Raw genomic sequence first — 14,769 nt, 5'->3', positions numbered from 1 at the left:
TAACCCTATGACCGATCAAGTTGACAACTGGCACAAACTAGCACGCTATGACACCAACATCCAAGGTGAGCTGCATGCCAACCTGCTACGTAATAACGGTATTACTGTGTCTTTACAAGCCCTTAGCGCCATTCCGGGTATGAATTCTGGTATCGTGCTTTGGGTGCAAGATGAAGATTTGGCGCACGCACAGAGTATATTAGATAATATCGATAGCGAGACGGCAGGTGAAGTGCTACTGGATAATATGAGCGATGCAGAGCTTGGTATTACAACAGTGACACAGGACAATGTCATGCAAGAATACAAACACAGTTTAGACAATCAAAGTAACAAAGGCGGTAAATCATAAATGTGCCAACTCCTAGGAATGAACTGTAATACCCCAACCGATATCGGTTTTAGCTTTGCAGGGTTTCGTCGCCGCGGCGGTATGACCGATAGCCATGAAGATGGTTTTGGTATTGCTTTTTTTGAGCGTAGTGACTGCACCAATAATGGTGAGGGGGCAAATGACTCAACGGGACTACGCTTGTTTCATGACAATCGCCCAAGCCATCTGTCACCGGTGGCTGATTTGGTCAATAATTATCCGATTAAAGCCATGAACGTCATTGCTCATATTCGTAAAGCCACTCAAGGGCAGAATTGCTTAGCGAATACGCATCCATTCGTCCGTGAAGTCTGGGGTGAGCAGTGGGTATTTGCCCACAATGGACAGATGAATAGCGAATTTATCAAGCGCTGCCAGCGTCTGCAAGACAATGGTAACGCCACACACTGCCAGCCTGTTGGCTCAACGGACTCTGAAATGGCATTTTGCTATCTGGTCAATCGCTTAAAAAGCACTTTTAAGACCCGTCCTGACGACAAGACGCTGTTTAACTTTTTGACCACCCAATGCCGTTATTTATCCGCCAATGGTTTGTTTAATTGCCTAATATCCAACGGACGCTGGCAACTGGCTTATGCAGGTAGCTTGTTATTTTATTTGACCCGCCAAGCGCCATTTGGTGAAGCAAAATTGGCGGATGACGATTTGGCGATTAACTTTAGTGATGTGACTACAGATACGGATAAAGTAACGATACTAGTTACCGTACCACTCACTGAAAATGAAAAATGGCAACAATTGGCCGTCAACGAATGTCTGATATTTCAAGAGGGTGAAATTATTTATAAAGACAGCCCAAGTCAGCGTAAATTTTTGACCATTGACGAAGGCATTGCGGTGGCACGCGCGGTTGGGGCGAGTGTGTAAGGCAGTCAGTATTCGTTAAACATATAGTGCACAACAGCGTTTAAACTTCTCGCCTGAGCCGCAAATACACGGCTGCTTTTGCGTCACCGTCATGACAACCGTTGGATCTAAAAAATACCAACGTTCGTCTTTTTCTTTAGCAGTTTCATTTACTACCTTTACAAAAGCAGATAGCTCATGGTGTGCTGCTTGTTCTCCGTCTGGCTTAATATAAAATGCTTTAAACTCGACCTGCGCATGACGTTTGCCAAGCTTTGGCGTGTGTTCTACGATTTCTAGTCCTGCCCAATCGGTCTCGGTGGCCCATGTCTCAATCGCCTTGATATCAAGCAAGCTTTGCTGCGCGAGCAGGGTGGTTTTGGCAATATATTCTGGCTTGATGAGCACAAAAGCGCTATAACGCGTGCGCATCAGACGCTGCGCTGACTCCGCTCTTATACTATCTACTTTATCAACGTTGTCATTATAAAAGGCATCATGATAAGGCTGGCAGCAGTCTTGATAGGATAATAGAGCGTCTGTCGTCTCTGCTGTTGGATTGGTTTGGCAAGGGCAAGGATGTAGGGAGGTCTGCATGTTTTACTCTAATTTTCGTTTAGGCTTATTCGTTTAGGCTTAATGGTCTTATGATAACTTTATTGCAGCATACTTTTTACTAATTCTGGCAATATACCAACTCTTAGCTGTGCCCATGCTGATGGGTCACTTAACCGCGACCAAAAAATCTCAAAAGGCGGCGCTATATATATCAAGAGCAAAAGAATAGCGTACAGTAGCAGATACCACCATTTGTCTTTGTGTTGATAAAACTTCATGGCCGTGCCCGATGAGCGTTTCATTTTCATATTTGATAAATTGACGCTATACAGCTCATCCAGTGTCAAATGCACCATTGCACCGCCGAATAAAAACAGCCCATAAAACCAGCTGGCGGTCAGCGGCATCTGTAATCCATAATAGCTCAGACAAGTCATCCCAAGTCCCATTATCGCCATATAAGGGACAGAATGGATGACACCGCGGTGCACCGTCATATTGGTAAAAATATGAAATACCACATAACGCATAAAACCATAGCCTGCCAGCCATAACGCCATCAGGGCAAGTAAACTTAGCTCACTGCGCCAATGCATCACCAAACCAAAGGCAAAGACAAAAGAGATGATATTAAACCCAAGCTTGATCGGGGTTGAGTGATCAGAGTCCAAATCAGGCAATAGCCCGCCGATGGTGCCGAGCGTCACACACATCAAAAAACCTGAGTCGCCAACCAATCCAGCTTTATAGACTGCCAAACTCAGCGTGCCACTGACCATAAATGCAACATTTAAGTGGGTGTTAAAATTTGCCATAAAAACTCATTAATAAATAGCGCGCGAAAACATCGTTTCGAGCTGCTTGTCTAGCCGTAAAAAAGCGCACCATGATACCATAGAGCCGCCAGCCGCCTAATAGAGATCGTCAATATGACCGCTAGTAATTTGCCACATCTGCATCGTGCTGATGCTCTTTTTGACCAACCTTTGGTAAATGGTTCGTCTGCCCATGAGTCCGTTATATTTACCAGTAAGCTTGATGACAGCTTTGCTCAGATTGACTGGCAAGCCCCGTGGCTTAGTCATTTAAGTCAATTGAACGACATTAGTAAAAGTATAAATGAGCTAAGTCATTCACCTCAGCAGGCAGAGGTTTCGATAATCAATGACAAGTCTATAGATATTGTCGCAGGTATACTTAACACTGCCTCAAAGAAGCAAAGCGAAACTGCGCAAAGGCCATTACCGACCACTAAACCCATTAAAAATCAGCGAGCGCATACTTTGAGTTTTGTCTCACAGGATGCGCTACCAGAAGGCGAGGCTTACGAGAGTTTCATCGCCATGACTGGCAATATTCCGACGCGTGATAACTTACATGACTTATTTAACGGTAGTATTTGGCTGACCTTTCCCAAGACCAAAGCCCTGCTAAACCACTATCATATGCTTGAGATTGAACAGCAAGGGGTCAGTGCCAGTCGAGGCCGCGTCCGCGATACCATCACTGTCTTTGATGAAAATGGTGCGGTGCTAGTCACAGCTGACCCTAGTATTGGCGAGGCATTGATTGACTTTGATTGGCAGGGCAGTTTGGTACAGCCGCGTAGGCAATGGGATGACCCTATAAGTCCTAGTCCAAAGGCGCAAGCGGCGGTTTATATCTTTGGTCATGCCCTGCTTGAGCAATTGATAGCACCGCGCAAGCCTTTATGCGCGCATAGTGTGATTATCAACGTCAGCCAAGATTTCTTTGCCTTATCATTATCTGAGCGTCTGCAGTATTTAGATGATAGAGTCGCTGATTATATGAACGAGTTGCTATCATGCAATGAGGTCACACCGCGTCATTTATCGCCATTGCCTATTTTAGGCGTACCGCATTTTTGGGCGAAGAATGCAGATGCTGACTTTTATAAGGACGCTTATGTGTTTAGGAGCGGTCGCCGTAAACAGGGTAAAAGCTAAGATATATAAAGTTAATTACAATCATACTGTTAGAGCCTGGCGACGGTTACGATTGTGCCACGATTTGACTACGTCTAAGCGTTAACAAAGTCTTGAATATTTGTTATGGTAAAAACAGGTGAATATTAAATTCTAAATACGAAGTTATGTTTAGGTTTAATTGAAACTTATACCTAATTGTTTTATTACTTTACATTGCACTATTTTTCATCAAAACAATCAATAAGCTATTTAGCCACCAGTCACAAGCATAAGTTCATGATAATTTATGTTCAGGATTTATAACAACGATAAGGAAGCTACCATGAGCGATATCTTTAACGTAAAAGACACTATTTCAGTCGATGGCAAAGAGCATGCCTACTACAGCTTGCCCAAACTTGCTGAGACTTACGATAATATTAATACGCTACCATACTGTATGAAAGTAGTACTAGAGAACCTGCTGCGTAACGAAGATGGCGGCCAGTCTGTCGGTAAAAACCATATTGAGGCAGTCGCCAACTGGGATGCAGCAGCAGAGGCCTCAAAAGAGATCGCCTTTATGCCAGCACGTGTAGTACTGCAAGACTTCACCGGTGTACCATCGGTCGTCGATCTAGCAGCGATGCGTGATGCGGTAGTCGAGCTTGGCGGTAAAGCTGAGCAAATTAATCCATTTATTCCCAGTGAGCTCGTCGTTGACCACTCGGTGCAAGTCGATGTGTATGGCCGTGAAGACTCGCTTGATTTGAACGAAAAAATCGAATTTAAGCGCAATAATGAGCGTTATGAATTCTTGCATTGGGGTAAAAGTGCTTTTAAAAACTTTGTCGTCGTACCTCCAGCGACCGGTATCGTGCACCAAGTTAACTTAGAATATCTTGCGCGCGTCGTCATGGCAGCGGAAGTTGATGGTGAGTTGACTGCTTACCCTGATACCGTGTTTGGTACCGATAGTCATACCACAATGATTAATGGTATTGGTGTGCTTGGTTGGGGTGTCGGTGGTATTGAAGCGGAAGCGGCGATGCTAGGTCAGCCCTCTTCAATGCTGATTCCACAAGTCGTTGGGTTTGAGATGACAGGTGAGCTGTCTGAAGGCGTTACGGCAACTGACTTAGTATTACGTGTGGTTGAGATGTTGCGTAAACATGGCGTAGTTGGTAAGTTCGTCGAGTTTTACGGTGAAGGCTTACATCAAATGCCGCTTGCTGATCGAGCGACGATAGCCAACATGTCTCCAGAATATGGCGCCACATGCGGTATTTTCCCAGTTGACCAAATGGCGATTGATTATTTACGTCTATCAGGTCGTGACGAAGCACAAATTGAATTGGTTGAAAAGTACGCCAAAGCGCAAGGCATGTGGCATGATGCCGATACTAAAGCGGCAACCTATTCAAGCAATTTGTATCTAGATCTCAGTACTGTCCAACCAGCTCTTGCGGGTCCTAACCTACCGCAGCAGCGTATCAATCTATCTGATATGCATGAAAAGTTTGGCGAGACTTTACTAGAGATGACTAAAGGTCGTAAAGCTGAAGTCGAAGCCAAGGTGCGTTTTGATGAAGAAGGCGGTAAGCAAGAGCAAGCTAAAAAATTAGCAGCCAAACCTAAGCCTTTCTGCGCTGAAGGCAGTACCTCTTGTAAGATTACAATCGAAGACGAAGAATATAGACTGCGTGATGGTTCTGTCGTGATCGCGGCTATTACCTCTTGTACCAATACTTCAAACCCTGCCGTTATGATTGGTGCAGGCCTAGTTGCCAAAAAAGCAGCGGCTAGAGGGTTGACAGCTAAGCCATGGGTCAAAACCTCTCTTGCACCAGGCTCAAAAGTTGTGACTGATTATCTCGAAAAGTCTCAGCTAATGGATGAACTTGAAAAAGTAGGTTTCTATCTGGTCGGTTATGGTTGTACTACTTGTATCGGTAACTCAGGACCGCTGTTAGATGCGATTGAAGAGGCTATCGAAGAAAGTGATTTGGTTGCCGCAGCCGTCCTATCAGGTAACCGTAACTTTGAAGGTCGTATTCACTCACATGTAAAAGCCAGCTACTTGGCTTCACCACCATTAGTTGTCGCTTATGCGTTAGCAGGTACGGTCGATATTGACTTGACGACTCATCCACTAGGCCAAGATTTAGAAGGTAATGATGTCTTCTTAAAAGACATCTGGCCAACTTCGGAAGAGATCAACGAGCTGATTGCCAATAATATCGATGCTGAAATGTTCCGCAAAAACTACGGTGAAGTATTTGACGGTAGTGCAGCATGGAACGCTATTAGCTCGGCGGATAGCCAACTGTATCCATGGAGCGAAGAGTCTACTTACATTAAGAACCCACCGTTCTTTGATGGTATGACCATGGAGCCAGAAGGTATCCTAGATATCGAAGGCGCACGTATCCTAGGTCTATTTGGTGATTCAATCACCACTGACCATATCTCACCGGCTGGTAATATCGATGCCGAATCACCTGCTGGTAAATACTTGCAAGAGCGTGGTGTCATGGAAGCCGACTTTAATAGCTATGGCTCACGCCGTGGTAACGACGCGGTCATGACTCGCGGTACATTCGCCAACATCCGTATCAAAAACAGCATGATGGATGGCAAAGAGGGTGGTTATACGTATTACTTCAAAGACGACAAAGCCACGCTACAAGACGGTCAAGAAATGGCCATCTATGACGCGGCAATGAAGTATAAAGAAGATAAGCGTCCGCTAGTAGTACTTGGCGGTGCAGAGTACGGTTCTGGATCTAGCCGTGACTGGGCAGCGAAAGGTACGATTTTGCTTGGTGTAAAAGCAGTACTGACGACTTCGTTCGAGCGTATTCACCGTTCAAACTTAGTGGGCATGGGCGTGTTGCCATTGACCTTTAAAGATGGTGAGAATGCAAGCACTTATAACCTCGATGGTTCAGAAGTCATTAGTATCACAGGGCTTGACAATGGCGAGAGCAAAACTGCCAAAGTCACTGCTACTCGTGCCGATGGCTCAGAGGAAGTCTTTGAAGTTAACGTTGGTTTACAGACGCCGAAAGAGCGCGAATACGTGCGTCATGGCGGCGTATTGCACTATGTGCTGCGTCAGCTAGCTGCTGAGAGTAAAGAAGCTGCGTAGTGATTGATTAGAGTTAGAATAATATAAAGCCCAGTCTCCTTAATGTAGGGGACTGGGCTTTTTTTATGAGTAGGTAGATTTTATAAAAAGTAGCTTATTTGGACATTTATAGCAGTTTTCTCAACCCTTCTCAGTCAACAGCTTAATACCTAAGCCAATAAACACCACACCACTTATTTTATTCAAAATAGATTCAGTTGTTGGGTTTTCTCTCAGGCTTTTACTAAACTGTGACGCCAATAATGCCAAACACGTGCACCATATTAGGCCAGTTACGGCAAAAGTAAGCCCTAAAATTAAAAAGGACAACATGCCATGAGCGTAATTAGAATCGACAAACTGAGGAAAGAAAGCTAAAAAGAACAAAGCCACTTTAGGGTTAAAAGTATTGGTCAATACGCCTTGCTTATAGATTCGCCTATAATTCAAAGACTCAGCTTGTACAAGTTTTCCGTTATTGGGCAAACTGTCTGATAGGATAGATTTCGATTTACTGGTTAGCATTTTAAACCCTAAATAGCATAGGTAGCTGGCACCAATATATTTAACGATAGTAAATGCTAGTGGAGAGTTGGCTAAAATGATTGATAGTCCTAATGCCGCCAATACCGTGTGTACTAGTATTCCAGTGACAATGCCCAGTACAGAATAGAGACCGGCTTTGTTCCCTTGTGAGACACTACGCGTAATGATATACATGCTATCTGTGCCAGGTGTCAGGTTTAGTAAAATAGCTGCCAAGATAAAGCCCAGATAGTTTTCAATACCAAACATAGTCAACATACCTTTTAAACATCATAAAAAAGCGGGTATCAGAAGAACAAAAATGCTCTTCTGATATCCGCTTAATCAAAGCATTTTATCAATAGTCTTTATCAACAGAGTCAATTTTACTGTCTGACAGAGAATTTGCTTGCATCTCTTTGCGCTGTCTAGCATTTGGTCTTTCGATCAAGATATAGAGCACGATACCAATGGCAATAGCATAAACAGTTGACTGCGCCGCTGGCATGGCCAAAGTTACTGCTACAATACCAGCAACCCCGCGCTCAGCTGAGGTTTTTAGCTGCTCTATACCTACCATGATACAAATATAGGCAGTTAATAGTAGCGTTAGTGACAGCGCAATGGGGAGTACCGGTCTAAAGAGCGTGACCAGCGGTAATATAAATATAGCGGCAAGGCCTGTCCACCAAAAGGTGCCACCGCCGCTATAGATCGAGTCCATGGCTTTACGTCCAAGCGCATAACGCTCAGCAAGGGTAGCATGAGCTGCAGTCCAAATAGGTCCTGCTAGCCCCGGCCATGGGGCAAAAAAGGCCAGCACACCGTTACGAATACCCGTGACGATATGGATACGCGTGATATTGGTCTCAATTTTTTCATCAGGACGGATTTCATCGACACGCTCACTGAGCGCTTGACCGACCAAAATATCACCAAAAGCAATTACATAAGCGATCATCGCGGTCGGGAAGGCAAGTAAGAAAACACTGATATCAGGCAGGCCGACATTAAAAATCAGAAAGTCAGTCATCGCGCCAAAGTTAGGCTGAGTAATACCCCATTCAATATCAGGTAGCGGATACTCACCGATAACCCAGCCAATAATCATCGCCACGAACATACCTGAGATCATACCTAGGTTGGCAACCACTTTTGCGAAACGGCTGTATTGAACCATATATTTAAAAGAGACTGAGAATAGCACGTAACCGGAGATAATAGCGCCAATGATCAACGAGATCGGTGTGGCTTCTACGCGGCCACCTACTTGTATCTCTCCCATCAAGGCGGCGATACCCGCGCCAATAATGACCCCGGCTTTTAAGGAATTAGGGATAAAACCTACTATACGATTACTCAGTCCAGTGATACCAAAGAAGATAAATATCAAAAATACTTCTAATTGCAGCACAAACATTGCTTGTACCGCTTGCGGTCCTGGCTCAAAAGCTTGCAAATATAAAATGACAATGGGAATAGCTGGGGTAATCCAGCCGGGCACAAGCGGCACGCCAAGTAAGGAAGGCAGTAGATACATGAGGCCAGCAATCACACAAAATGCTAGTGCTGCATCGTACGGCATGCCTAGATACTGTTCCAGCAGTGGGATCATGGCAAGGCTAACCATAAACATGAATAATCCCTGAAGCATTTCAGGGATCTCCCAGCGGTAGTGTATAAAGGGCAGGCGTATTTTGAAGGGGCCAGCAGGCCAATAAGGCTGTTCTTCACCGTGCTTGCGAACGATAGCCATCGTCTTAAATCCTTTTAAGTGAGTTTTTTATGGAGCTAGCTTTAATTTAAATTGGTTAGAATTTTTTATTGAAATAAGGAAGAATCTCTTTGAAGAATATTGGCCAATTATAAGTACTGTTTGGCTAGACCTTTTAAAGATAAGAATTCTTATTCGAAGATTGATTATGGCTTTATTAAAATTATTCAATAAAATCAATTGTTAAATGACTTTTGGGTATTTTTCGAAAAACATAATACGTGGTTGAAATAATTAAAGCAACGATGCTTGTAAGGAAAAAACCAGTGTAAATTGGATTAGTTAAAGTGTACCCCACTATCGTGACCAGTCAAAGGTTATATATTAAATGATAAACTGGGAACAATTAAGCAGACAAAAAAAGCCCAGTTACAATATATTGTAACTGGGCTTTTTTCTATAACTAATAACTATTAATAAGCTCTATCAGAAATAAGTATTTTACAACTTCCTTATTCTTCCTAACAGCTTATCTAACATTGTCACCCCAAGTAACGATAGGCTTATCTAAACGATGCTTAGTAGCAGCGCTTTTGGCACCCATAGTAGCAGCGATGAAAGTTAAAATAGTGCTGATTAACCAAAATAGACCACTATACAAGGCAGCTTTACGAGCAACGTCTTCAGCTTGTTGTAAGTTTTGATCAACGGTTTGTTGGGCTTGCGCGATATATTGCTCAGTTTGTGTTTTATACTCATTAAATGACTGTACTACTTCTGAACGTACTTCAGTCGCTTGCGCTTCGCTCAATCCTTCTTGCTGTAAGCGGTTGATTAGCTCAGGACCTTTTAATGTCTGCTCAATAGACGCCATGCGTTGTTTTGCATACTCATCAATATTGCGCCATGTGTCGATACTGGTGAAGTCCATATCAGTAACGTCAGTTTTGGTTTCGTTAATCATCTCATCCAATACATTAGTCGTCGCTTGGATTTGTTGATCGTTTAAATCTTGAGTATTCTTGGCTACCATAGCGCTGATATCTGCTTTGCTGATGTTACCAGATACGGTTTGGTAAACTTCTTGCGCTTTTTGCTGAACCTGCGTAACAGTACTATCAGGTGCAGTGATGGCTGCTGTACTTGCCGCTGATGTACCAGCCGCTGCTACGCCACCTGCAGTTTTTGCTACTGTACTAACCGTACCACCAACAGCATTACCAGCCGTCGCTAGGATGCCAGTTGCACTACTAAAAGTGAAAAACGTGGTTACCAATACAATTAAAGCAGCAGTCAACATACCAGTCAACGTAGCGTCTTTTTGGTCGACATCTGTACCATCACCAAACAAGGCTTCGGGTGCAGAGTATTTGATAGCAAAATAGCCTGCAACATAAGCACTGACTAAGGCAGTAATAGCAGCATAGATACCAGCAGCAATACTAGTACCTTTTAAGTCAAACGGTATAAATGAGCTTAGGATTAAAGCGATGGCAATCATCGCCATGACTACGAGCAGTCCCATAATAAGACCTGCTAGCACGCCGCGCCATGAAGGGCGACGTTGAGGCGTATAGGTAGGTAACATAACAATTCCTTATCACATATTATTTAACGCTAATTTGCATATCATTATTGTTGATTTCTATAAAGAAGCTTATACAAGTCTTCACTAGGTACAAGGCAATCATAATTAATAGAGAAATATATTCATAATAGCGTTAAGTAGAGAAACACTGACTTTGTGTATAAGGGTGTTATTTTGTGTCACCAAATCCGCTAATTGTAAGCTTGTGTGGCTTTGTCGTTAAAATAGTTAAACTATTGATTGTAAAGTTAAAATTTATTACTTTTAGGTTTTTTCATATAAGAATTCGAAAATTATCAGATGTGATAGCAAGTTTGTGTCTCTATCGTACTTGTAGATAAACAGGCATAAAAAAGCCCATTCACAATGAATTGTGAATGGGCTTTTTAGTGGTGCGATTATTAGTCTAATCTAATACAAGTCTGTAAAAGTGCTAATAATTGACGCCGAATAGTGGCGTCCCCAGGGGGATTCGAACCCCCGTTACCGCCGTGAAAGGGCGGTGTCCTAGGCCTCTAGACGATGGGGACGCATAGAGTGTTATAACCTATGGTTACAACGGTACTTCACAATATCAGAGTGCTTATCTATTAATAGAACAAGCATTGCCTAGGTGCTGATATCGTCCTACTAGCGAGTATTTATGGTTACGTTTCAGTCGTACTGAGCGTTGCTATAAATAGTATGGTGGAGCTAAACGGAGTCGAACCGTTGACCCCTTGCATGCCATGCAAGTGCTCTACCAACTGAGCTATAGCCCCTCGCTAAGAGTGTGCGTATTTTAGGTAAGAGCAGCTGTCTTGTCAACTGCTATTTTAAAAATAATTCGTAAATATATAAAAAAAAGTGTTTATAGCTATTTTCTCTACTAATTCAGACCAAAATAACGCAAACTTTGCTTAATAACATGCATTAAAATTCAGAACTTCCTCCTATGCACTACTAAAACGTCAGAAGGGGTCAGCTCAATATGATCTGACCCCGGCTTTTATTCACTAGCTATGTCGTTACTCAGCAGGTTTGTTAAATGATAGTTAAAAACTACTTAGCAGCTAAAAAGTCCGGCAACTCTGCCGCTTGTTTTTCAAGTTTCTTCAGTTTCTTTTTACCGAGGCCACCTAGTACATCAACAGCATGACGCAAGCGAGTTAGGGTCATATCAGCGCCGATAATCGCCATAGAGTTCATGACGGGCGTCGATGAGGTGCTACCCGCGATAGCGATAAAGAACGGCGCCATAAAGTCGCGCATCTTAATATCGAGATGAGCAGCGAGACCTTTTAGCGTGGCATAAATATTTTCTTCCGACCATGTTGGCAAGGTTTCTAACTGCCAAAGTGCCAGCTGTAGCATCTCGATGATTTGCTCAGGCGCAAGCGACTTATGCGTAAAGCTTTCCGCGTTGATATCAGGTAAGTTCTGGAAATAAAAGCCACCCCAATTGACCGCATCAGACAATAGCTCAATACGCGGCTGAATCGCCGCTGCGATAGCAGTCAGCTTGTCGCTGTCACTGGCCCAGTCAAGAATTTTATTTTTTAGCTCTTCAGGTGTGAGCGCGCGTAGCCATTCGCTATTTAACCAATTAAGCTTTTCGATATCGAAGATAGGCCCGCCAAGTGACACACGCTGGATATCAAAGCTGGCAATCATCTCATCTAAGGTGAATTTTTCAGCTTCGTCAGGCGTTGAGTAGCCCATACGGCCTAGATAGTTGAGCAGCGCTTCAGGTAGTACGCCAGCATCACGATAGTAGGTAATCGAGGTTGGGTTTTTACGTTTCGACAGTTTTGATTTGTCCGGGTTACGCAGTAATGGCATGTGGCAAAGGGTCGGCATCTCCCAGCCAAAATACTCATAAAGCAGCTGATGTTTGGGTGCTGAGTTTAGCCATTCTTCGCCGCGCATGACGTGACTGATGTCCATTAAGTGGTCATCAACGACGTTGGCAAGATGGTAAGTTGGCATGCCGTCGGTTTTTAGTAAGACCTGCATGTCTACTTGCTCCCAAGGAATCTCAACAGTACCGCGTAGCATGTCCTCAACGCGGCAGACGCCTTCGGTTGGTACGCGCATACGAATCACATGCGGCTTGCCTTCAGCAACCAATTGCTCGGTTTTCTCTGGCGCAAGATGAGCACAGCGACCGTCGTAACGCGGGGTCTCGCCATTGGCCATTTGCTCAGCGCGCATGGTATCTAGCTCCTCGCTAGTACAAAAACAGCGAAATGCATGATTGTTATCCAATAATTTTTCGGCATGTTCTTTATAAATATCGCTGCGCTCGCTCTGACGATAGGGGGCATGTGGACCACCAATATCTGGCCCCTCGCTCCAGTCCAGACCGACCCAACGCAGTGCATCCAAAATCATTTGTTCAGACTGCTCAGTTGAGCGGGTTTGGTCAGTATCTTCAATACGTAAGATAAATTCACCACCATTGGCTTTAGCAAAGGCTAAGTTAAATAGCGCAATATAAGCGGTGCCGACATGAGGAAAGCCAGTCGGTGATGGTGCAATACGAGTACGGACAGGACGCGTGCCGTTAACAGTGGTTTGGGTAGAGGTTTGCATGATAAAGTTCTCAAAAAGTTATTTATGATGAAAAGTGACAATCAAAAGTACGCGTGAGTAAGAAATACGAATGAATAGACGTTAAAGTAGAAAAATAGCGTAAAATATAGCGCTAGTATAACAGAGAGACATGATATTTTTAACGAAAAGGCCTTCTAGCGCTTGACTACAGATGTATCCTTGCGATAATAACGCTAGACAAGTCATAACTTGTTTATTTTTATCTAATTATTGGCCTTGTTGGTCGTCATCTATTGAGTTGTTTGTGTCTGTGCCAAAATATAAGCCAAAATCTAAATTAACATCGTCAGATACCAAAGCCAACCCTTCTTCTACTACCGGAACACCTGAATCAATGGTTAGCTCATCTTCTATAAAAAACGCCTCTACTAAAGCGCCCGCCCAGCAGCTTGATCAAACGACTCAAGCGTTTAGTCAAAGTGATACAGTGGTTGATGATTCAAGCTTTGTCCATGATGCGGTGCTGCTACAAGAGACCGTCGCTGCGGTGCTCGGCGTAAAATCACTGCCCAAACAGACAGACAACGATGACCAAAATAGCTTACAGTTAAGTGGTATTTACGTTGATGCGACTTTTGGACGTGGCGGTCATAGCAGGCTACTACTAAGCCAGCTTGCTGATGATGCGCAGTTGATTGTCTTTGACAAAGACCCGACCGCTATTAGCGTGGCTCGTAAGCTTGCAAGTGAAGATAGCCGCGTACATGTCATGCATGATAGCTTTGCTACGTTGACCGATAGTCTGGCAGCCATAGGCATCATGGAAGTTGATGGGCTAATGGCAGACTTGGGTATTTCATCACCGCAGATTGATGATGGTAGTCGCGGCTTTAGTTTTATGCGTGATGGCGCGGTCGATATGCGGATGGATACCAGTCGTGGCCAGTCGGTTGCCGAATGGCTCGAGCAAGTCGATGATGAGACTTTGGCTAACGTACTTTATGAGTTTGGCGAAGAGCGTCATAGTCGCCGTATTGCGCGCGCTATCAAACAGATGGATAGTTACAAGTCCACACTTGAGCTGGCAGAAGTGATTAAAGTTGCGCACCCTAATTGGCAACGCGGTAAGCATCCAGCGACGCAAAGCTTTCAAGCCATGCGCATTTTTATTAATAACGAGCTTGGCGATGTCGATGACTTTTTAGTACAAAGTATTCCGATTTTAAAAACGGGAGGGCAGCTGGCTGTGATCAGCTTTCACTCATTAGAAGATCGGCGTATCAAGCAGTTTTTGCAGCGTCATAGTAAAGGTCAGTATCCAGAGGATGAAAACTTGCCTATGCCGCCCAAACGCCCACGTTATTTTAGTAAGCCCAAACGTATCGGCCCAAGCAAAGCTGAGACGAGCCAGAATCCGCGTGCTCGTAGTGCATGGCTACGTATGGCAACGCGTACTGATACAGCTTATCAGCAGACAGATGCATCTTAAACCTTAGGTGAAATCATTGGACGAACCACGTATGGTTGCTAATGTTTATCTAAATGGTGCGC

11 protein-coding genes and 2 tRNA genes are annotated in these 14,769 nt (G+C 43.9%); 5 read left to right on the top strand and 8 right to left on the bottom strand.

All coding sequences use genetic code 11. The features are described 5' to 3' along the window. Positions 1-7 precede the first annotated feature (7 nt). Complete coding sequence (locus ACTXGH_RS11290) at positions 8-352, top strand: putative signal transducing protein (RefSeq protein WP_439296450.1); 345 nt, start codon at positions 8-10, stop codon at positions 350-352. Then, the gene (locus ACTXGH_RS11285) at positions 353-1,261 is read left to right on the top strand and encodes a class II glutamine amidotransferase (RefSeq protein ID WP_439262996.1); all 909 of its coding nucleotides are present in this window, start codon (positions 353-355) and stop codon (positions 1,259-1,261) included. A gap of 15 nt (positions 1,262-1,276) precedes the next feature. On the opposite strand, the gene ACTXGH_RS11280 is transcribed toward ACTXGH_RS11285, so the two are convergent. Continuing rightward, positions 1,277-1,837, bottom strand: a complete 561-nt coding sequence (locus ACTXGH_RS11280) for a YchJ family protein (RefSeq protein ID WP_439296451.1) — start codon at positions 1,835-1,837, stop codon at positions 1,277-1,279. Between the two features lie 59 nt (positions 1,838-1,896). Continuing rightward, positions 1,897-2,613, bottom strand: a complete 717-nt coding sequence (locus tag ACTXGH_RS11275; RefSeq protein WP_439296452.1) for a metal-dependent hydrolase — start codon at positions 2,611-2,613, stop codon at positions 1,897-1,899. A 114-nt stretch (positions 2,614-2,727) separates the two neighbouring features. Between ACTXGH_RS11275 and ACTXGH_RS11270 the strand changes: the two genes are divergently transcribed. Together ACTXGH_RS11270 and acnA are read left to right on the top strand one after the other, a co-directional pair. Beyond that, entirely contained in the window at positions 2,728-3,765 is a 1,038-nt protein-coding gene (locus ACTXGH_RS11270) for a DUF3025 domain-containing protein (protein ID WP_439296453.1), read from the top strand. Between the two features lie 304 nt (positions 3,766-4,069). Next, the gene (acnA, locus tag ACTXGH_RS11265) at positions 4,070-6,877 is read left to right on the top strand and encodes an aconitate hydratase AcnA (protein ID WP_439296454.1); all 2,808 of its coding nucleotides are present in this window, start codon (positions 4,070-4,072) and stop codon (positions 6,875-6,877) included. A gap of 120 nt (positions 6,878-6,997) precedes the next feature. On the opposite strand, the gene ACTXGH_RS11260 is transcribed toward acnA, so the two are convergent. The 6 genes from ACTXGH_RS11260 to gltX all read right to left on the bottom strand — a co-directional run bounded on the left by ACTXGH_RS11260 (position 6,998) and on the right by gltX (position 13,260). After that, on the bottom strand, positions 6,998-7,651 hold the full coding sequence (locus ACTXGH_RS11260; RefSeq protein WP_439263006.1) for a LysE family translocator: 654 nt from the start codon (positions 7,649-7,651) through the stop codon (positions 6,998-7,000). 88 nt (positions 7,652-7,739) lie between these two features. Further along, positions 7,740-9,137 carry a permease family protein gene (locus ACTXGH_RS11255; protein WP_439263008.1) on the bottom strand — a complete coding sequence of 466 codons (1,398 nt, stop codon included), beginning with the start codon at positions 9,135-9,137 and terminating at the stop codon, positions 7,740-7,742. Between the two features lie 487 nt (positions 9,138-9,624). Further along, a complete protein-coding gene (locus tag ACTXGH_RS11250; RefSeq protein ID WP_439263010.1) occupies positions 9,625-10,683 on the bottom strand; it encodes a hypothetical protein in 1,059 nt (352 codons plus the stop codon). A 454-nt stretch (positions 10,684-11,137) separates the two neighbouring features. Continuing rightward, positions 11,138-11,213 (bottom strand) — tRNA-Glu (locus ACTXGH_RS11245). A gap of 155 nt (positions 11,214-11,368) precedes the next feature. Further along, a tRNA-Ala gene (locus tag ACTXGH_RS11240) sits at positions 11,369-11,444 on the bottom strand. Between the two features lie 280 nt (positions 11,445-11,724). Further along, positions 11,725-13,260 (bottom strand): glutamate--tRNA ligase, encoded by a 1,536-nt coding sequence (gene gltX / locus ACTXGH_RS11235; protein ID WP_439296523.1) that lies wholly within the window; start codon positions 13,258-13,260, stop codon positions 11,725-11,727. A 262-nt stretch (positions 13,261-13,522) separates the two neighbouring features. Here gltX and rsmH point away from each other — a divergent pair, with 262 nt between their 5' ends. Next, complete coding sequence (gene rsmH, locus ACTXGH_RS11230; protein ID WP_439296455.1) at positions 13,523-14,707, top strand: 16S rRNA (cytosine(1402)-N(4))-methyltransferase RsmH; 1,185 nt, start codon at positions 13,523-13,525, stop codon at positions 14,705-14,707. The last annotated feature ends 62 nt before the right edge of the window (positions 14,708-14,769 follow it).

The organism is Psychrobacter sp. 1Y10 (genome assembly GCF_052259005.1).
GTDB classification, from domain to species: domain Bacteria; phylum Pseudomonadota; class Gammaproteobacteria; order Pseudomonadales; family Moraxellaceae; genus Psychrobacter; species Psychrobacter saeujeotis.
The sequence above is the reverse complement of the archived record's forward strand: the minus strand, read 5'-3'. Positions and strand labels throughout refer to the sequence as shown.

Coding starts and splice junctions, on each gene's coding strand:
- ACTXGH_RS11290 (WP_439296450.1), top strand. CDS start 8: ATGACCGATCAAGTTGACAACTGGCACAAACTAGCACGCTATGACACC.
- ACTXGH_RS11285 (WP_439262996.1), top strand. CDS start 353: ATGTGCCAACTCCTAGGAATGAACTGTAATACCCCAACCGATATCGGT.
- ACTXGH_RS11280 (WP_439296451.1), bottom strand. CDS start 1,837: ATGCAGACCTCCCTACATCCTTGCCCTTGCCAAACCAATCCAACAGCA.
- ACTXGH_RS11275 (WP_439296452.1), bottom strand. CDS start 2,613: ATGGCAAATTTTAACACCCACTTAAATGTTGCATTTATGGTCAGTGGC.
- ACTXGH_RS11270 (WP_439296453.1), top strand. CDS start 2,728: ATGACCGCTAGTAATTTGCCACATCTGCATCGTGCTGATGCTCTTTTT.
- acnA (WP_439296454.1), top strand. CDS start 4,070: ATGAGCGATATCTTTAACGTAAAAGACACTATTTCAGTCGATGGCAAA.
- ACTXGH_RS11260 (WP_439263006.1), bottom strand. CDS start 7,651: ATGTTTGGTATTGAAAACTATCTGGGCTTTATCTTGGCAGCTATTTTA.
- ACTXGH_RS11255 (WP_439263008.1), bottom strand. CDS start 9,137: ATGGCTATCGTTCGCAAGCACGGTGAAGAACAGCCTTATTGGCCTGCT.
- ACTXGH_RS11250 (WP_439263010.1), bottom strand. CDS start 10,683: ATGTTACCTACCTATACGCCTCAACGTCGCCCTTCATGGCGCGGCGTG.